The 18,956-nt window shown below is 70.7% G+C and carries 16 protein-coding genes and 1 riboswitch; of the genes, 5 read left to right on the top strand and 11 right to left on the bottom strand.

Annotated features, from left to right (window positions below; translation table 11 throughout):
- Positions 1-75: 75 nt before the first annotated feature.
- From purH to Q1V88_RS08825, 3 genes are all read right to left on the bottom strand, one after another.
- Positions 76-1,662, bottom strand: coding sequence for a bifunctional phosphoribosylaminoimidazolecarboxamide formyltransferase/IMP cyclohydrolase (gene purH / locus Q1V88_RS08835; RefSeq protein WP_300680557.1), 1,587 nt, complete (start codon positions 1,660-1,662; stop codon positions 76-78).
- A 29-nt stretch (positions 1,663-1,691) separates the two neighbouring features.
- A riboswitch (ZMP/ZTP riboswitch) is annotated at positions 1,692-1,768 on the bottom strand.
- A gap of 12 nt (positions 1,769-1,780) precedes the next feature.
- Positions 1,781-2,386 carry a phosphoribosylglycinamide formyltransferase gene (purN, locus tag Q1V88_RS08830; protein WP_300680555.1) on the bottom strand — a complete coding sequence of 202 codons (606 nt, stop codon included), beginning with the start codon at positions 2,384-2,386 and terminating at the stop codon, positions 1,781-1,783.
- Positions 2,387-2,397: 11 nt separating this feature from the next.
- Entirely contained in the window at positions 2,398-3,651 is a 1,254-nt protein-coding gene (locus tag Q1V88_RS08825; protein WP_300680553.1) for a DUF6350 family protein, read from the bottom strand.
- 67 nt (positions 3,652-3,718) lie between these two features.
- On the opposite strand from Q1V88_RS08825, the gene Q1V88_RS08820 reads away from it, so the two are divergent.
- Entirely contained in the window at positions 3,719-5,545 is a 1,827-nt protein-coding gene (locus tag Q1V88_RS08820; RefSeq protein WP_300680552.1) for a hypothetical protein, read from the top strand.
- Between the two features lie 235 nt (positions 5,546-5,780).
- On the opposite strand, the gene sucD is transcribed toward Q1V88_RS08820, so the two are convergent.
- The gene (gene sucD, locus Q1V88_RS08815) at positions 5,781-6,677 is read right to left on the bottom strand and encodes a succinate--CoA ligase subunit alpha (RefSeq protein ID WP_300680550.1); all 897 of its coding nucleotides are present in this window, start codon (positions 6,675-6,677) and stop codon (positions 5,781-5,783) included.
- Between the two features lie 17 nt (positions 6,678-6,694).
- Positions 6,695-7,861, bottom strand: a complete 1,167-nt coding sequence (gene sucC, locus Q1V88_RS08810) for an ADP-forming succinate--CoA ligase subunit beta (RefSeq protein WP_300680548.1) — start codon at positions 7,859-7,861, stop codon at positions 6,695-6,697.
- A gap of 345 nt (positions 7,862-8,206) precedes the next feature.
- On the opposite strand from sucC, the gene Q1V88_RS08805 reads away from it, so the two are divergent.
- Positions 8,207-9,355 carry a M23 family metallopeptidase gene (locus tag Q1V88_RS08805; protein ID WP_300680547.1) on the top strand — a complete coding sequence of 383 codons (1,149 nt, stop codon included), beginning with the start codon at positions 8,207-8,209 and terminating at the stop codon, positions 9,353-9,355.
- Positions 9,356-9,433: 78 nt separating this feature from the next.
- On the opposite strand, the gene pcrA is transcribed toward Q1V88_RS08805, so the two are convergent.
- Entirely contained in the window at positions 9,434-11,851 is a 2,418-nt protein-coding gene (gene pcrA / locus Q1V88_RS08800; RefSeq protein ID WP_300680545.1) for a DNA helicase PcrA, read from the bottom strand.
- Positions 11,852-11,938: 87 nt separating this feature from the next.
- Between pcrA and Q1V88_RS08795 the strand changes: the two genes are divergently transcribed.
- Positions 11,939-12,979: an LLM class flavin-dependent oxidoreductase gene (locus tag Q1V88_RS08795; RefSeq protein ID WP_300680543.1), complete on the top strand. Its 1,041-nt coding sequence runs from the start codon at positions 11,939-11,941 to the stop codon at positions 12,977-12,979.
- A 184-nt stretch (positions 12,980-13,163) separates the two neighbouring features.
- On the opposite strand, the gene Q1V88_RS08790 is transcribed toward Q1V88_RS08795, so the two are convergent.
- The 4 genes from Q1V88_RS08790 to Q1V88_RS08775 form a co-directional block, all read right to left on the bottom strand.
- Positions 13,164-13,595: a pyridoxamine 5'-phosphate oxidase family protein gene (locus Q1V88_RS08790; RefSeq protein ID WP_300680542.1), complete on the bottom strand. Its 432-nt coding sequence runs from the start codon at positions 13,593-13,595 to the stop codon at positions 13,164-13,166.
- Positions 13,596-13,724: 129 nt separating this feature from the next.
- Positions 13,725-14,090, bottom strand: a complete 366-nt coding sequence (locus Q1V88_RS08785) for a hypothetical protein (RefSeq protein ID WP_300680540.1) — start codon at positions 14,088-14,090, stop codon at positions 13,725-13,727.
- A gap of 27 nt (positions 14,091-14,117) precedes the next feature.
- Positions 14,118-14,867: a response regulator transcription factor gene (locus tag Q1V88_RS08780; RefSeq protein ID WP_300680538.1), complete on the bottom strand. Its 750-nt coding sequence runs from the start codon at positions 14,865-14,867 to the stop codon at positions 14,118-14,120.
- 11 nt (positions 14,868-14,878) lie between these two features.
- Positions 14,879-16,168 (bottom strand): ATP-binding protein, encoded by a 1,290-nt coding sequence (locus tag Q1V88_RS08775; protein WP_300680536.1) that lies wholly within the window; start codon positions 16,166-16,168, stop codon positions 14,879-14,881.
- A gap of 166 nt (positions 16,169-16,334) precedes the next feature.
- Here Q1V88_RS08775 and Q1V88_RS08770 point away from each other — a divergent pair, with 166 nt between their 5' ends.
- The gene (locus Q1V88_RS08770; RefSeq protein ID WP_300680534.1) at positions 16,335-17,603 is read left to right on the top strand and encodes a PspC domain-containing protein; all 1,269 of its coding nucleotides are present in this window, start codon (positions 16,335-16,337) and stop codon (positions 17,601-17,603) included.
- A 1-nt stretch (position 17,604) separates the two neighbouring features.
- Positions 17,605-18,114, top strand: a complete 510-nt coding sequence (locus Q1V88_RS08765) for a hypothetical protein (RefSeq protein ID WP_300680533.1) — start codon at positions 17,605-17,607, stop codon at positions 18,112-18,114.
- On the opposite strand, the gene Q1V88_RS08760 is transcribed toward Q1V88_RS08765, so the two are convergent.
- Positions 18,111-18,950, bottom strand: coding sequence for a glycerophosphodiester phosphodiesterase family protein (locus tag Q1V88_RS08760; protein ID WP_300680531.1), 840 nt, complete (start codon positions 18,948-18,950; stop codon positions 18,111-18,113). The genes Q1V88_RS08765 and Q1V88_RS08760 overlap by 4 nt on opposite strands.
- Positions 18,951-18,956: the final 6 nt, after the last annotated feature.

The raw sequence follows: 18,956 nt of genomic DNA, 5'->3' as shown, positions 1-18,956 counted from the left end.
CCGGGCTGCTCGCGCAGCCCCGGGGGCGGTCGACTCCGGTCGGCGTACCGGAGCAGGGATCACGCGATCGGTGGATCAGTGGAAGAAGTGCCGGGTCCCGGTGAAGTACATCGTCACCCCGGCGGCCTTGCAGGCCTCGATGGTGAGCTCGTCGCGGACCGAGCCGCCCGGCTGCACGATCGCCTTGACCCCGGCCTCGATCAGGATCTGCGGGCCGTCCTCGAACGGGAAGAAGGCGTCGGAGGCAGCGACCGCGCCGCGGGCCCGCTCCTCCCCCTCGACCAGGGTGTTGGCGCGCTCGACGGCCAGCTTGCAGGAGTCGACCCGGTTGACCTGGCCCATCCCGATGCCGACCGAGCCACCATCGGCGGCCAGCAGGATGGCGTTCGACTTGGCGGCCCGGCAGGCCTTCCAGGCGAAGGCGAGCTCGGCCAGGGTGGCCTCGTCGGCCGCCTCACCGGTGGCCAGGGTCCAGGTGGAGACGTCGTCCCCGGGAGCGTCGACGTGGTCGACCGTCTGCATCAGCAGGCCACCGGAGATCGGACGGGTCTCGACCGGGCTACCGCCCTCGGTCGAGGCGATCAGGATCCGGATGTTCTTCTTGCCCTGCAGGATCTCCACGGCGCCGTCCTCGTACGCCGGAGCGACGATCACCTCGGTGAAGACCTCGGCGACCTGCTGGGCCATCTCGACCGAGACCGGCCGGTTGGAGGCGATCACGCCACCGAACGCGGAGACCGGGTCGCAGGCGTGCGCCTTGCGGTGCGCCTCGGCGATGTCGGCGCCCACGGCGATGCCGCACGGGTTGGCGTGCTTGATGATCGCCACGGCCGGCTCGGCGAAGTCGTTGGCGGCACGACGGGCGGCGTCGGTGTCGACGTAGTTGTTGTACGACATCTCCTTGCCGTGCAGCTGCTCGGCCTGGGCCAGGCCCTCGGGGCCGAAGCCGTTGAGGTAGAGCGCCGCGGCCTGGTGCGGGTTCTCGCCGTAGCGCAGCACGGTGGCCTTGTCGTACGTGCCGCCGATCCAGGCCGGGAAGCCGGTGCCCTCGCTCGAGTCGACGAGCACCGAGCCCATCCAGGAGGCCACGTGCACGTCGTACGACGCGGTGTGCACGAAGGCCTTGGCGGCCAGCGCCTTGCGCTCCTCGTAGGTGAAGCCCTCCCCCTGGGCCGCAGCCAGGGCACGGCCGTAGTCGGCGCCGTCGGTGATGATCGCGACGCTCGGGTGGTTCTTGGCGGCGGCACGGACCATCGAGGGGCCGCCGATGTCGATCTTCTCGATGATCTCCTCGACGGTGCCACCGGCGGCGACGGTCGCGGCGAACGGGTACAGGTTGACCACGACGAGGTCGAACGGCTCGACGCCGAGGTCGGCCAGCTGGGCCTCGTGGTCGGCCAGGCGACGGTCGGCCAGGATGCCGGCGTGGACGCGCGGGTGGAGGGTCTTGACCCGGCCGTCGAGGCACTCGGGGAAGCCGGTCAGGTCCTCGACCTTGGTGACCGGCAGGCCGAGGGACTCGATCAGGGCGGCGGAGCCACCGGTGGAGACGAGCTCGACACCGGCCTCAGCCAGGCCGCGGACCAGGTCGTCGAGACCGGTCTTGTCGAAGACGGACACGAGTGCCCGCTTGATCTTGATGGTGTCCTGCTGCCCGGCCATGCCGCATCTCCTCAGTCGTGAACTCGACGAGGGGGCACCCAGGCGGACGATGCCAACTCACGCCACTCCCTGGTGGTGACCCACCCGCGCCAGTCGTGGTTGACCTCAGTTTAGGCGCTCAGCCCTGACCGAAGCGAACCCGCCGACCCTCGACGGTGAACCCCTCGCGGGCCACCCGGCCGACGGTGTCGACCAGCATCGTGCGCTCGGCGACCTTGATCCGCTCGTGCAGGCTGGCCACGTCGTCGTCCTCGGCGACCGGCACGGCGGTCTGCGCCAGGATCACCCCGGTATCGACCCCCGCGTCGACGACGAAGAGCGTCGCACCGGTGATCTTGACGCCGTACTCCAGGGCGTCGGCCGGGCCGCGGGTGCCGGGGAAGCTCGGCGAGAGCGCCGGATGGGTGTTGAGCGTCATTCCGCCGTACGCCGCCAGGAAGGACGCCCCGACGAGCTTCATGAACCCCGCCAGGACGACCAGGTCAGGCTCGTACGACGCCACCGCAGCGCTCAGCGCCGCGTCCCAGTCCTCGCGGCTCTCGAAGTCGCCCAGCCGGGTGACGAAGGTCGGCACCCCGGCCGCCTCGGCCCGCTCCAGACCGAGGATCTGGTCACGATCGGCACCGACCGCGACGATCTCGACGCCGTAGCCGGGGTCGGCACTCGCATCGAGCAGAGCCTGGAGATTGGAACCGGTCCCGGAGACGAGGACGACAACACGCACGAGGCGGGACCCTACCGGGCCGACGCGGCACGCCGCTGCCACCAGGTCATCGCCAGGCCACCGACCATCCCGCCGATGCCCATCGTGGTGACCGCCTTGACCGTCGCGTCCATCGCGTGCGGAGCGACGGCGACCATCCGGCCAGGTCCGACGGCGCCACCGGACCAGTGCGCCAGGATGCCGAACAGCAGGCCCGCGCCGACCCCGCCGGCCAGGCCGCGGATCAGCCCCTCGGTCCAGACCGTGGTGGGGTGCTGGCGCTGCACTCGGGCCACCACCGCGGCGGCGACCAGGGCCGGGACGAGGACGAGCCACGCCATCCAGGCCGGCTGCGGTCCGGCGTCGGGCAGCGCCGCGAGCAGCGGCACCATCGGCAGCGGTCCGAGGACGACGCCGCTGGGGGCGACCAGGGTGCCGGTGCCGACGGTGAAGCCGGGACCGAGCAGGAACGCACCGCCGAAGATGACCGCGTTGGGCACGATCAGCAGCATCGCCAGGACGTAGACCAGGCCCTGGCTGCCGCTGGTGCCGAGCTGGTCCATCAGGTTCGCGGCGGTGGAGAAGTCGAGCAGGAGGGCTGCGACCACGGCGACCGTGCACACGGCCAGCCAGGTCAGCACCACCTTCCAGGCGATCAGGGCCGCGACCCGGATCGTGCCGGGGACCGCCATCGCCCAGATCGCCGCGCGACCGGAGCCGACGCTGATCCCCAGGCCACCGACCACGGCAGCGAGCACGACGGCCCACATCGTGGCGCCGGCGACGTCGATCCCGAGCGCGGTGGTCGAGGTCAGGGTGCCCACGATGGTGACGGTCAGCGCGTAGCCGACCGTGAACAGACCGGCGCCGATCGGGACGGTCCAGTCCCGCTCCCCGTCGGCGAGACGATCGGCGTCGGGGCCGTGGTCGGAGATCGCGTCACCGACGCGCACCCCCGAGCGCCACAGCGAGCAGCCGACCAGGCCGACGAGGCCGAGCGGCACCATCGTGATCAGGCTGCCCGAGGCGTGCACCCCGGAGCCGTGCGCGACGAGCCAGGCGACCGAGCCGATCTGGACGGCGTCGCCGGGCGTGCCGTGCGAGCCCGAGTCGGTCAGGAACCAGCCCACCAGCACCAGGGCGCACAGCACTACCAGCGCACCCAGAGCAGCCAGTACGCCGCCGAGGGTCGCCACCAGCACCAGCGGTCGCCGGTGCCGCAGGTCGGCCATGATCTCCTCGGAGCCACGGGCCTGCGGGCCGAGATGAGGGAGCAGCGAAGTCATCTCCCCCATCATCACCTTGTCGTCGGCTGATGCGGACGACGGCACGCCGGGTACGGTGTCCTTGCTCATGAGGACTGCCACATCGACCACCGCCGACGCTGCGACCTTCGAGACGTTCTACCACGACGTCCGAGGGCGCTTGCTGCTGCAGACGTGGGCGCTCACCGGTGACCTGCCCGCCGCCCAGAAGGCGGTGCGCGACAGCCTGATCGTCGCCTGGCACCACTGGCGCAAGGTCAGCCTGCTGGAGGACCCGCAGTCCTACGTCCGCCCGGTGGCCTGGCGGCACGCGCTGCGGCGCGCCACCGCCCGCCCGTTCCACCGCGAGCGCGGCTTCGACGAGGGCATCCGCGCCACCCTGAGCGCCCTGGCGAAGCTCTCCCTGACCCAGCGCCGCATCCTGCTCCTGGCCCACCTCACCACGCTGCCGCTGGACGACATCGCCCGCGAGGTCGGTCTCCCCTTCGCCCGGGCCGAGGCCGAGCTCCAGACCGCCACCACCAAGTTCGCCATCGCCCGCGACGTCGCCGCCACCGACGTGCTGCGGGTCTTCGAGCCGATGGCCGCCGAACTGCGCGAGGTCCGCTGGCCGCGGACCTCGATCATCACCCGGGCCGGCACCGGTCGACGCCGGATCCACACCGCTATCGGTGCGACGGTCGCCGTGGCGGCCTTCGTCGGCGCCGGCGCGATCGCGACCGACTCCTCGGGCTCGCACCCGAGCCTGCACACCCTCGCGCTGCACTCCCCCACGTCGGCCGCCCCGAAGACGTCGTACCCGCTGCGGACGCAGAACCTGCTCAGCGAGGGCATCGTCACCAACGAGCTAACCGGCCAGTGGTCCACCGAGCAGACCTCGGACAACACCAGCGGCGACGGTCTGGTGCTGCCGTGCCAGCAGGCACGCTTCGCCGACCGGACCGCCCAGGCGACCCTGATGCGCACGCTGTCGGCCTCCGACGGCCGCACCGTGGGTCAGGCCGTCGAGGTCTCGGGCAACGCCACCCAGGCCCACGCCGCCCGGGCGTCGTCGCTGGCCTGGTACGCCGGCTGCAGCGACTCCCGGGTGCAGCTGATCTCCACCCAGTCGATCGGGAACGTCGGCGACGAGGCGACCCTGGTCGTGCTGCGTGACTGGGAGGACCAGGGCCGCACCATCGTGGCCAGCGTCGCCCGCACCGGCATCCTCACCACCACGATCGTGACGGCCCAGCCGCGCACCGCCCCGAAGGCCGTCGGGCAGAACACCGACCTGCTCAGCCTCGCGGTGACCAAGCTGTGCGCCCTGCCGCAGGCCGGCAAGTGTGCCGGCAAGGCGACCACCGCCGACATCGCCCCGATCCCGGTCGGCAAGCACCCGGCGATGCTCAGCACCGTCGACCTGCCGCCGGTGGCCGGGGTCAACCAGCCCTGGGACGGCACCGACCCGGTCGCGGCAAAGACCAACCTCGCCGCGACCCGGTGCGACAGCCTCGACTTCAGCACCAAGGGGATCAAGAACGGCCTGACCCGGTCCTTCGTGATCCCGGCCGCCACCTCGCTGCCCGCACAGTTCGGCCTCACCGAGTCGATCGGCACCTGGGCGAACCCGTCGGCGGCCGCCGGTCTGATCAAGGTCGTCCGCTCCAAGCTGGCCGCCTGCCCGCGCACCGACCTCGGCACCGAGGTACAGCAGCTGGAGTCCACCTCGACCAAGCAGCGCGACCTGGCCGTGTGGCGGGTGACCGCGGAGATCTCCGACAACCGGTCCGTGACGTACCTGATGGGTCTGACCCGGGTCGGCTCCCACATCGCCCAGGTCGGCTTCGTGCCCGACGGCACCCACACCATCGCGACCAGCGACTTCGTGGACCTGACCCACCGGGCCGCCGACCGGCTCGCGGCCCTCTCCTAGCCCACTTCCGGGTTCACCACCACCGACTTCCGGGTTCACCACGCGCGAGATCCGGGTTCACCACCGCCCAGATCCGGGTTCACCACCCCCGACTTCCGGTTTCACCACCGCCCAGATCCGGGTTCACCACCCCCGACTTCCGGTTTCACCACCAACGCGAACGCCCCGCCCGGTCGAAACCGGGCGGGGCGTACGTGTGGTGCTTGGTCAGCCTCGGGAGGCTGGATCAGCAGGCTCAGAGGCCCTGCATGATCTCCCGCATCAGGGCGGCGGTCTCGGACGGCGTCTTGCCGACCTTCACGCCCACGGCCTCGAGGGCCTCCTTCTTGGCGGCGGCGGTGCCGGCCGAGCCGGACACGATCGCGCCGGCGTGACCCATCGTCTTACCCTCGGGGGCGGTGAAGCCCGCGACGTAGCCGACGACCGGCTTGGTGATGTGCTCGGCGATGTAGGCGGCGGCACGCTCCTCAGCGTCACCACCGATCTCACCGATCATCACGATGGCCTTGGTCTCCGGGTCGTCCTGGAACGCCTGGAGGGCGTCGATGTGGGTGGTGCCCACGATCGGGTCGCCGCCGATGCCGATGGCGGTCGAGAAGCCGAAGTCACGCAGCTCGTACATCATCTGGTAGGTCAGGGTGCCGGACTTGGAGACAAGACCGATCGGGCCCTTGCCCGCGATGGTGTGCGGCGTGATGCCGGCCAGCGACTCGCCCGGGGTGATGATGCCGGGGCAGTTCGGGCCGATCATCCGGGTGGACTTGCCCTGGAGGTAGCTCCAGACTTCGGCGGTGTCCTGGACCGGAACGCCCTCGGTGATGACGACGATCAGCGGCATCTCGGCGTCGATGGCCTCGATCGCGGCGGCCTTGGTGAAGGCCGGCGGGACGAAGAGGACCGACACGTTGGCGCCGGTGGCAGCCATCGCCTCGGCGACGGTGCCGAAGACCGGCAGCTCGACGTCGGCGCCGTTGGCGTCCTTGTGCGTAACCGTGGTGCCGGCCTTACGAGCGTTGACACCGCCGACGATCTGAGCGCCGGAGTCGAGCATCAGGGCGGTGTGCTTGGCACCCATGCCGCCGGTGATGCCCTGGACGATGACCTTGCTGTCCTTGTTGAGGTAGATGCTCATGTTTCTCTCTCCCCGTCTCAGGCGTTCGCCAGCTCGGCGGCCTTGTCGGCACCGCCGTCCATGGTGTCGACAACCGTGACGAGCGGGTGGTTGGCGTCGTTGAGGATCTGGCGGCCGAGCTCGACGTTGTTGCCGTCGAGGCGGACCACGAGCGGCTTGGTGGCCGCGTCGCCGAGAAGCTCGAGCGCGCCGACGATGCCCTTGGCGACCTCGTCACACGCGGTGATGCCACCGAAGACGTTGACGAAGACGCTCTTGACCTGCGGGTCGTTGAGGATCACGTCGAGGCCGTTGGCCATCACCTGGGCGTTGGCGCCGCCACCGATGTCGAGGAAGTTGGCGGGCTTGACGCCGCCGTGGTTCTCACCGGCGTAGGCGACGACGTCGAGCGTCGACATGACGAGACCAGCACCGTTACCGATGATGCCGACCTGGCCGTCGAGCTTGACGTAGTTCAGACCGAGGTCCTTGGCCTTCGCCTCAAGCGGGTCGGCCTCCTCGCGGATCTCGAACTCGGCGTGCTCGGGGTGACGCACCTCCGAGGCGTTCTCGTCGAGGGAGACCTTGCCGTCGAGAGCCTCCAGCTTGTCGCCGGCGAGGCGAGCGAGCGGGTTGACCTCGACGAGGGTCGCGTCCTCTTCGACGAAGACGGTGTAGAGGGCCTGGATCATCTCCACGGCCTGCTCGAACACAGCCTCGGGGAACTTCGCCTCGGTGGCGATCTCACGGGCCTTGGCCTCGTCGACGCCCTTGCCCGGGTCGATGCCGATCTGCTTGACGGCGTCGGGGTTGGTCTTGGCGACCTCCTCGATCTCGACGCCACCCTCGACCGATGCGATGCACAGGTACTGGCGGTTCGAGCGGTCGAGCAGGAACGAGAAGTAGTACTCCTCCTCCGGCGGGGTGGCCGGCGTGACCAGGACACGGTTGACCGTGAGGCCCTTGATCTCCATGCCAAGGATGTTCGTGGCGTACTCGAACGCCTCGTCGGGGGTCTTGGCGAGCTTGACGCCACCGGCCTTGCCACGGCCACCGGCCTTGACCTGAGCCTTGATGACGGTCACGCCGCCGATCTTTTCGGCAGCGGCCTTCGCGTCCTCAGCGGTCTCCACGACAACGCCGAGGGTGGTAGCCACACCATGCTTGGCGAAGAGCTGCTTCGCCTGGTACTCCATCAGATCCACGGATCCACCACTTCTGTTGAGTAAGTCGGCGAGCCGAACGATGACCTCGTTTGGCCCCCCGCGACTCTAGACCTGTCAAGGCCTCCTGTAACCATCCAGGTCCCACAGCGTGACGTACGCCACGTCCCGGTTCGCCTAGCCCATCGGCGTGCGAACCAGCCCCGTTCGGTCCGTTTCTCCCCAAATTTGTCCATCTGCACCCACATTTACCCGGCAGAACGATTTACAGCCGCTGGGACCCGTCGGCTAAGGTCGGTTCTCGCCGTCTGAACCCGAGCAGCGGAGATGTGAACTGTGGGATCCCACCGGGCCAATGCGGCCGTCGATCAACCGAGCCATGCCTCGGTGACCCCGAACGCCGGCAAACGCGCCCGACGCTCTGCTGAGACCGGAGAGCTCGCGCTCGACGTCAGCGCCCCCGTGACGCCGTACGTCGGCCGCCGCGCGATCCGTAGTGAGGCGGCCCCCGTGCCGACTGCTGCGGTCGTCCCGGCGCCCGCCGCGCCGCTCGAGGTCGAGTCCCCGCTCGCCCGTGCCGAGGCCGCACTGGCCCTGGCCGGGATGCCCGAGCCGCGCCAGCCCGTCGGCTGGGAGCTGTTCGCTGCGGAGTCCCCCGAGGACACCGGCGCGCTCCCCTACGCACTGACCGAGGACTTCACCGGCTCGCTGCCCAAGATCACCGACGACATGGTCTTCGGTCCGTCGGGCACCGACCTCTCCTACGACACCACCACCGCGCTGCCGATCGCCAAGGCCGGCAAGCGCCGCGCCGGTCCCGACGCCAAGCCGTCGGTGATCAAGCGGATCCCGTCCCTGCCCAGCCTGGTCGGCGTCGCCGTCCTCGCCGTCGCGGGTCTCGGTGCCGTCACGTCGGGTCGCACCGACCTGGTCAACGTCTCCGCCGGCCCGCTGCACCAGGCCGGCGCCCTGTCGGGCACCTCGGCCGTCGCCGTCGTGGGCAGCGCCCGCGAGGCCAGCCTGAGCCGCAGCGACAACCGCACCGAGGACGCCGACACGACCGCCGCGGCGATGGCGAAGGCCCTCACCAAGCTCCAGGCCGCCGCGCAGGTCCAGTCCGACAAGCGCAAGGCCAACCAGTGGCAGCTGCCGATGGCGCACGGCGTCTACCGGCTGACCGCCCGCTTCGGCGACTCGGGCCTGTGGGCGAACCGCCACACCGGCCTCGACTTCGCCGCGCCGGTCGGCACGCCGATCCACGCGGTCGCCAACGGCACGGTCAGCTCGGCGCAGTACAGCGGCGCCTACGGCAACCGCACCGTGATCACGCTCGATGACGGCACCGAGCTCTGGTACTGCCACCAGGTCCGCTTCGGGGTGAGCCCGGGCGAGTACGTCCACGTCGGCCAGGTGATCGGCTACGTCGGCGCGACCGGCCACGTCACCGGCCCGCACCTCCACCTCGAGGTCCGCCCCGGTGGTGGCGACCCGGTGGACCCGTTCACCGCGCTGGTCGCGCAGGGCCTGCAGCCCTGAGCCACCCCGACGACAGACAGATCAGGCCCGGCGATCCGCCGGGCCTGATCTGATTTCGGGGGTTCGGGTCGAGGCCGCTCAGAGCTTCTCGACCGGGGCGTAGCGCAGCAGCAGCCGCTTGACGCCCTCGCTGCCGAAGTCGATGTTGGCGACCGTCTTCTCCGCGACGCCCTCGATCGAGACCACGGTGCCCATCCCGAAGGTCTGGTGCAGCACCCGGTCACCGGGGTCGAGGGACGGGATCTGGGCCGGCTTCTTGGCCCGGGAGGCGGTGTCGGCCCGCAGCGCGGCACTGCTGAAGTTGCGCCGCCCCGCCGCGGTCGGGGCACCGAAGCCGGCGAAGCCCGAACCGCCGGAGCGGTCGCTGTCGCCGTACGCCGGCCGCGACCAGGAACTCTGCTCGGGTGCGGTTCGACGCCAGTCGATCAGATCCACGGGGAGCTCGTCGATGAAGCGGCTGGCCGGGTTGTGCATCGGGGCGCCCCAGGCGCTGCGCACGACCGCGCGGGAGATGTAGAGCCGTTCGCGGGCTCGGGTGATGCCGACGTACGCGAGTCGGCGCTCCTCCTCCAGCTCCGTGGTGTCACCGAGCGCGCGGGAGTGCGGGAAGACGCTGTCCTCCATGCCGGTGAGGAAGACGATCGGGAACTCCAGGCCCTTGGCGGTGTGCAGCGTCATCAGCGTGACGACGCCCTCGCCGTCGGTGGGGATCTGGTCGGAGTCGGCGACCAGCGCGACCCGCTCCAGGAAGTCGTCGAGGCCCGGGACGGGCGGCTCGGCGCCCTCCTCCAGGTCGGCCGGGTCGGCGCTCGGCCCGACCACCGGGCTGTCGGCGAACTCGCGGGCGACGGCGACCAGCTCGGCGAGGTTGTCGACTCGGCTGGCGTCCTGGGGGTCCTCGGAGGACTCCAGGGCCGCGAGGTAGCCCGAGCGGTCCAGCACGGACTCCAGGACGACGTCGGCGCGCTCGCCGCCGGCGACCATCGAGCCGAGCTCCTCCATCATCTCGACGAAGGCCTTGATCGGGTTCAGGGAGCGGCTGGTCAGGCCGGGGGCCTCGATCGCCCGGGTCAGCGCGGTCCAGAAGCTGATCCCCTCACGCTCGGCGAGGAGGTTGATCGAGGCGATCGCCCGGTCGCCGATGCCGCGCTTGGGGGTGTTGACGATCCGACGCAGGCTGACCTGGTCATCGGGGTTGGCCAGGGCGCGCAGGTAGGCCAGCGCGTCGCGGACCTCCTTGCGCTCGTAGAAGCGCACTCCCCCGACCACCTTGTACGGCTGGCCGGTGCGGATGAAGACCTCTTCGAAGACGCGGCTCTGGGCGTTGGTCCGGTAGAAGATGGCGACGTCGTTGGCGTGGTGGCCGTCGTCGATGAGCCTGTCGATCTCGTCGCTGACGAAGCGGGCCTCGTCGTGCTCGGTGTCGGCGACGTACCCGACGATCCGCTCGCCGTCCCCGGCATCGCTCCACAGTCGCTTGGGCTTGCGGCCCTTGTTGAAGTCGATCACCGCGTTGGCCGCCGACAGGATCGTCTGGGTGGAGCGGTAGTTCTGCTCGAGCAGGATCGTCTGGGCGTCGGGGAAGTCTGACTCGAAGTCGAGGATGTTGCGGATGTTGGCGCCGCGGAAGGCGTAGATGGACTGGTCGGCGTCACCGACGACCATCAGCTCGGCTGCGTCGACCCGCTGGCCGTCGAGCTCGTTCGGATTGGGGGCGCACAGCTCGTGGACGAGGGCGTACTGGGCGTGGTTGGTGTCCTGGTACTCGTCGACCAGGACATGGCGGAAGCGACGCCGCCAGGTCTCGCGCACCTCGGGGAAGTCCCGCATCAGCATCACGGTGGTCATGATCAGGTCGTCGAAGTCGAAGGCGCTGGCCTCGGCCAGGCGGCGCTGGTAGAGCGCGTAGGCCTTGGCGTAGATCTCCTCGACGCCGTTGGAGGCAGCGGCGGCCGCCTCCTTCACCCCGCGCAGTTCGTTCTTCTGGTCCGAGACCCAGTTGAGCACCTGCTGGGGCTGGTACTTCTTGGCGTCGAGCTCGAGGTCGTGGCAGACCAGCGTCATCAGGCGCTTGGAGTCCTGAGCGTCGTAGATCGTGAAGCTGGTCTTGTAGCCCAGCCGGGTGACCTCCTTGCGCAGGATGCGCACGCAGGCGGAGTGGAAGGTCGAGACCCACATGATCCGGGCGCGCTTGCCGACCAGCTCCTCGACCCGCTCCTTCATCTCGGCCGCGGCCTTGTTGGTGAAGGTGATCGCGAGGATCGAGCCGGGGTGGGCGTGACGCTGGCTGATCAGCCAGGCGATCCGTCGGGTCAGCACCCGGGTCTTGCCCGAACCGGCACCGGCGACGACGAGGAGCGGCGCGCCGGCGTGGACCACGGCGGCGCGCTGGGGCTCGTTCAGGCCGTCGAGAAGGTCCTCGGCACTCGGACCGCGTGGAGCGGCCGGTGGCGGGGTCGGGGCGGCAAAGGACTCAAGACCAGGGATCACAGACATGCTGGAACCAGCCTAGGGGGAACCACCGACAATCTCGGACCGCTCACACCCTGCTGCCGGAATACTCCTCCTTAGTTGAATGTTCCAGTGACTGTGAGCGATCAGCGCAAGAACATCGGCTTCCTGTCCTTCGGACACTGGACGCCCTCCCCGCAGTCCGCGACGCGGTCCGCGTCGGACTTCCTCCTGCAGTCGATCGATCTCGCCGTCGCGGCGGAGGAGATCGGCGTCGACGGCGCCTACTTCCGGGTGCATCACTTCGCCCGCCAGGCCGGCGCCCCCTTCCCCCTGCTGTCGGCGATCGGCGCCAAGACCTCGACCATCGAGATCGGCACCGGCGTGATCGACATGCGCTACGAGAACCCGTTGGCGATGGTCGAGAACGCCAGCGCCGCCGACCTGATCAGCGAGGGCAGGCTCCAGCTCGGCGTCTCCCGAGGCAGCCCCGAGCAGGTCGTCGACGGCTTCCGCTACTTCGGCTACGAGCCGGCAGAAGGCGACGACTCGGGCAGCGAGATGGCCCGCAGCCACACCGAGATCTTCCTCGAGCTGCTCAAGGGGAACGGCTTCGCCCAGCCGAGCCCTCGCCCGATGTTCGCCAACCCGCCGGGACTGCTCCGCCTGGAGCCGACCTCGGAGGGGCTGCGCGACCGGATCTGGTGGGGCGCCGGCTCCGACGCCACCGCCCGCTGGGCCGCCGAGCGCGGCATGAACCTGCAGTCCTCCACCCTCAAGGAGGACGAGTCCGGCGAGCCGTTCCACGTCCAGCAGCGCAAGCAGATCGAGGTCTTCCGTGAAGCCTGGAAGGAGGCCGGCCACGAGCGCACCCCGCGCGTCTCGGTCAGCCGCTCGATCATGCCGATCGTCACCGAGACCGACGCGATGTATTTCGGTGGCGAGGGCGAGAGCCGCGACCAGATCGGCTCGATCGACAGCTACCGGGCCGTCTTCGGCCGCACGTACGCCGCAGCCCCCGACAAGCTGATCGAACAGCTCGCCGAGGACGAGGCCATCGCCGCCGCTGACACCCTGCTGTTGACGGTGCCGAACCAGCTCGGGGTGGACTACAACGTCCACCTGATGGAGTCGCTCCTGACGCACGTGGCGCCGGGCCTCGGCTGGCGCTGACTTCCGGGTTCACCACCGCCGAGATCCGGGTTCACCACCGCCGAGATCCGGGTTCACCACCGGTGACTTCCGGATTCACCACCGGCGACTTCCGGATTCACCACCGGCGACTTCCGGATTCACCACCAAGCGCCGCCCTTCCGTGTCATGGAGGGGCGGCGCTTCGGTCTGTGCCTATGCGGGGCTATCCCACCAGCCCGCGCGAGCAGAGGATCCGATCGATGTCGATCCTGATCGCCGCCCTGCCCTCACGGTTCGATGACGGGGGCCGGTAGCGCTCGGCGTACAGCGTCGTCGCCCGCTCGATGCCGACCGGATCGAGCACGACGCTGGCCCGGCCCTCGATGGTCGACCACTGCCCGCGCTCGACCTGGCACACGGTGACGTGGGCGGTCTCGCCGTGGCGTTCGGCCTCGAGGATGTTGGTCACCTTGCGCGACGTGGCGCGGGTGATGATCCAGCCGCACTCGTTCTCCGCATCGAGCATCACCCCGACGGGCACCGTGTGCGGTCGCCCGTCGGGTCTCAGCGTGGTGAGCGTGCTCAGCCGGTACGTCGTGTAGAACTCCCACAGGGCAGATGGGAAGGCGTCCCATCCGGGACGGAAGGCGGTCATGCCCCCATTGTCCGGCGAAGCGTGACGAACCCGGATCTCGGCGGTGGCGAACCCGGAAGTCGCGCGTGGTGAACCCGGATCTCGGCGGTGGCGAACCCGGAAGTCGCGCGTGGTGAACCCGGAAGTCGGTCAGTAGGAGCCGTGGGCGGGCTTGAAGAAGAGAGCGACCAGCAGGTTCACCACGGTCAGGCCGAGGACGAGGTAGTACAGGGCCTGGGTGACCCGGGCCTTGCGACCGTTCGCCTCGACCAGGCCCAGGATGACCAGGCCGACCAGGAGCTTGATCCCGACCTTGGCGTGGTTGACCGTGACGTCGTCGTCGGACTCGAGCACGCCGACCAGGCCGAGACCGGCCAGGAACGCGATCCGCGCGCCCCAGCGGATGACCTGGGTGAAGGACCGCTCCGACTGCCCGAGCTGGGCGAGCAGGCCACCGGCCAGGGCGGCGAAGCCGAGCAGGTGAGCGGTGAGCAGGATGAGGCGCAGGATCTCCATGGGCGGATCCTAACAATCTGTCAGGAACTACAGCAGTCGGCGGTCGTTCGCCCACCGGGTGAGCTCGTGGCGCGAGGAGAGCTGGAGCTTGCGCAGCACCGAGGACATGTGGGTCTCGACCGTCTTGATTGAGATGAACAGCTCCTTCGCGACCTCCTTGTACGCGTAGCCGCGGGCGATCAGCCGCATCACCTCACGCTCGCGCTCCGAGAGCCGGTCGAGGTCCTCGTCGACCGCCGAGACGTCGATCGACCCGGCGAACGCGTCGAGCACGAAGCCGGCCAGGCGGGGGCTGAAGACGGCGTCACCGTCGGCGACACGGCGTACGGCATCGACCAGCTCGGGCCCGGTGATCGTCTTGGTGACGTAGCCGCGCGCACCCCCGCGGATGGTGCCGATCACGTCCTCGGCGGCATCGGAGACCGACAGCGCCAGATAGAGCGGCCCGGGCGCGCGCCGCATCACCTCGACCCCGCCGCCGCCGGGCAGGTGCACGTCGAGGAGTACGACGACCGGGGACGCCCCACGGATCACCGCGACCGCCTCGTCGACGTCGGCGCCCTCCCCGAGGATGGTGATCGGACGCCGCGCGGCCTCCGAGCCACCCGATCCGCCCGATCCGCCCGATCCGCCCGGACCACCCGTGGCAGCCGCCTCGGCCGCCATCTCGGTCTCCAGCTCGGCGTGCACCCCGCGCCGGAACATGGCGTGATCGTCGACGATCACCACCCCGATCTCGGCCGGGTCGCCCGTCGTGGGTCCGTCGGTCTCACTCATGCCTGGCTCACTCATGCCTGGTCCTCCTGCTCCCGTGCCGGGCTCCGCATCGGCATCCGCAGATGCACCTCGGTGCCCTCCCCCGGCGCGGACTGCACCTGCGCGACGCCACCGTGGCGTCGCATCCTGTCGATGATGGAATCGGTGACTCCGTGCCGATCCTCGCCGATCGCCTCCCGGTCGAAGCCGACCCCGCGGTCGCGGACGAAGACCTCGGCCTCGTTGCCGCCCACCTCGGCGTAGAGCGAGACCTGCGTGACGCCGGCGTGCTTGGCCGCGTTGGTCAGGGCCTCCTTGCTGGCCGCGACCAGCGGGCGCAGCTCCTCGGTGAACGCCACGTCGCCGACGACCACGACCTCCACCGTGAGGCCACGGGTGTCCTCGACCTCGGCGGCCACCGCCCGCAGCGCGCTGGCCAGGGTCTCGGGGCCGTCCGCGTCGCCGGCGTACAGCCAGGACCGCAGGTCCCGCTCCTGGGCGCGGGCCAGCCGGGCGACCACGGTCGGGTCCGCGGCGCTCTTCTGGATCAGGGCCAGGGTCTGGAGCACCGAGTCGTGCAGGTGGGCGGCCACGTCGGCCCGCTCCTGGGTACGGATCCGCTCCTCGCGCTCGGCGGAGAGGTCGCGAGCCAGCCGGGCCAGCAGCGGCCCGACCATCAGGGCCAGCGCCCCCAGCACCAGGATGACGGTGACGCCCAGACCGGTCACGGTCGCGTTCATCACCGCGACGTAGACCGCCGCCAGCGCCAGCAGCGTCAGCCCCGCGCCGATCCGCACCCAGGACTGCCAGCCCCGGCCGAACAGCACTCGCATCGGGTCGATCCGGCCGGCGCTGTCGATCCACCGCTCGCGCTGGGCCTCGTCGGCCTGGCGCCAGATCAGGCCGATGCCGACGCCGGCCAGCAGCAGCGGCCAGAACGCCTGGCGGAGCCCGAAGACCGCCTCGAGGATGAAGATCACGCCCACCCCCAGCGCCGCCAGGGCGACGGTCGGCCCGGCATCGGCCAGCCGGCGGATCGGTCCGGGACGCCGCCCGCCCCGGGAGGCGGACTCGCCCCCCGGGGTGGAGACCTCGAACCGGTCCCGCGAAGGCAGCGCCGCCCACAGCGCCAGGTAGAAGACGGCACCGAAGCCGCCCAGCGCGCTCAGCACGATGAAGGAGACCCGCGTCCACAGCACCGGGACCGCCAGATGCTCGGCAAGTCCCGCCGCGACTCCCCCGAAGATCGAGTTCTCGGTGTCGCGGGTGGCACGCCGTACCGGCGGGTCCAACGGCGTCCGGGGGAAGGTCTGCTGGGTCATGATGGCTCCATCGTCGCCCATCGGGCGCGGCGCGCGCGATGCGGTGATCCCCTGACCCACCCCTGAATCGGTCGCGCGGGTCGGCCGGGGCGGCTCAGGGTGCCTCAGGTCCGGTTCAGGGTCGCCCCCGATACCGCGACGCTGGACGAGCCGCCAGGCTGGAGCCATGAGCGACACCGGCACCCAGGCACCCCAGGGACCACGGACGAACCGCGACGACCTCCGCGATCTCGGCCGGCTGGTCCGCACGACCTCCTCCAGCCCCGAGAACCGCCACGTCGCCGGTGTCGCCGGCGGCATCGCGCGCCACCTCGACATCGACCCGATCATCGTCCGGATCGCCCTGGTGATCTCCGTCTTCTTCGGCGGCTCCGGCCTGATCGTGTACGGCGCCGGCTGGCTGTTCATGCCCGACGAGCGCGACGGCAAGGCGATCGTCACGGTCGACGCACGCTCTCGCACCTTCGTGCTGTGGCTGGGCCTCGCTCTCGGCGGCCTGGCCGCGATCAGCGACATCGCCGGCGGCTTCAACTTCCCGTGGTGGCTGGTCGTGGTGCTCCTGGTCTGCCTCGGCCTGAGCCAGGTCTGGGGACGGCGCTCGGATCCCGAGGCCGACCGCGGCGCTGCCGAGATCGCCGTCGCCGACGCCCTGGAGCAGGCCCAGGCCAGCACCCAGGAGGCCTTGGAACGGGCCAAGCGCGAGGCGGACGCAGCACGGATCGTGGCGCTGACCAAGGCCCAGGTGGCTACCGAGCAGGCACTGGCCAAGGCCCGCGAACACGCCGACCGTGCCGCCGCCCGCCGGCTGCGCGGCTCGACCAAGCGCGGACCGCTGCTCTTCTGGTTCACGATGGCCCTGGTCATCCTGGCCGAGATCGGCCTGGGCGTGATCGACGCCGCCGGCGCCACCGTCGCCGAGCCCGCCTACCCGGCCCTGGCGCTCGGACTGATCGCCCTGATGCTGCTGGTGGGCTCGGTCTGGGGTCGCGCCGGGGGGCTGATCGCCGCCGGCCTGATCGCGGCACTGTGGCTCGGCGGTGCGGTCACCCACGACCGCTGGGGCACCAACGACACCGTCAACGCCCGGCCGGTGACGGCCTCGGCCGTCGACGACTCCTACCGGATCGGGGGCGGGGACCTCACCCTCGACCTGCGCGACGTCACCGACCTGACCGGCCTCGACGGCCGCCGGATCGAGCTGCACGCCAACGTCGGCACCATCCGGGTCTACCTGCCCAGCTCGATCGGGGTCCGCGCTACGGCGAAGGTCTCCGGCGTCGGCCACCTGGACGTCCTGGGCCACGAGCAGGGCGGGATCAACCTCAACGCCAGTGCCGGCGACTCCCCCGTGACCGGCCAGCCCACCGTGACCATCGACGCCAGCGTGGCGGTCGGCGACATCCGCATCACCACGCCGAACGAGAGCGAGAACTGAGATGACCCCCCCTCCCGTCGAGCCGACCGCCGGTCAGACTCCCGAGCCCGACACCACGCACGACACCAGGTTCGACACCACGCCTGACACCACGTCTGACATCGCGCCGGACGTCGCAACGACCGGCGAGGCCACCTCGCCGACGATCAGCTTCACCAAGGAGACGCCGACCGCTGCGTTCTCCCCCGACGAGCCCCCTGCGCAGACCGAGCCCACTGACCCGACGGACCCGACTGGGCCGATCGGACAGACCGAGCAGAGCGAGCCGAGCGAGGTGGAGCCCTGGGAGCCCGCACGCCGCACCTCCGGCTGGCACCCGCTCAACATCGGCCAGCTGGTGATGAGCCTGGCCTTCGCCTGCATGGTCGGTGCCTGGGCGCTGGTGCAGACCGACACCGTCACCGGCGACGACATCCGCTGGCTGATGCCGATCCCGTGGCTGATCGCCGGGGCGGTCGGCCTGATCGCGACAGCGGTGACGAGCGCCCGCCGCCACGGCGTACGCCGTTAGAGGGCGGGCACCAACCCACGGGCCGTCAGCGCGACCTCGGGGTCGTCGCTGAAGACACCGTCGACCCCGGCGTCGAGGAAGCGCCGCGCCTGGGCGACGTCGCCGCGCAGCGTCCAGGCGAAGACGTAGAGCCCGGCCCGGTGCGCCTCGGCCACCAGCCCGGTCTCGACCGTGTCCCCGGCGAGCACCAGGCTCCGGTCGGGCCCGATCGCGTCGGCGTACGCCGCCACCGCATCGCACCGGAAGGGCTGGTCGGCCTCCAGCAGCTGCACCAACGGCAACGTGGTGGCCGGGGAGATCAGCCGCAGGAACTGCTCGTCGAAGGACTGGATCCAGACCCGCTTGCCGCGCCGGTCGAGGCGGTGGTCGCGCAGGGTGGCCAGCAGCGGGCCGGCGATCGGCAGCCCGGCGGCCGCGAAGTAGGCGGGGTTCTTCACCTCAAGGTGGAGGCCGATCCGGCGCCCGGCGGCAGCCGACTCGGCCGCAAGCAGCAGGAGCAGCTCGTCGAGGGTCGGGATACGGCGGGACTCGGGGGTGAGCGTGCGCAGCTCGGCCAGGGTGAAGTCGTCGACGAACCAGCCCTCCAGGAGCTGGTCCCCGACCACCCGGGTGGTCCGCCGCTCGGCGTACTGCGGAAGCAGCGCCACGTCGGTGGTGCGCGACAGCTCGGTGTCGTGGACCAGCACCAGGACGCCGTCGGAGGAGACCTGGACGTCGGTCTCCACCGAGTCGGCGCCTGCGCGGCAGGCGAAGCGGAAGGAGGCCAGGGTGTTCTCAGGGAGGTGTGACGGCGCACCGCGGTGCCCGATCACCAGCCCCAAGCCGAGCGAGGTCATGCCTCC

Origin of the sequence: Nocardioides sp., assembly GCF_030150155.1 — a bacterium.
Taxonomy (GTDB): domain Bacteria; phylum Actinomycetota; class Actinomycetes; order Propionibacteriales; family Nocardioidaceae; genus Nocardioides.
The sequence above is the reverse complement of the archived record's forward strand: the minus strand, read 5'-3'. Positions and strand labels throughout refer to the sequence as shown.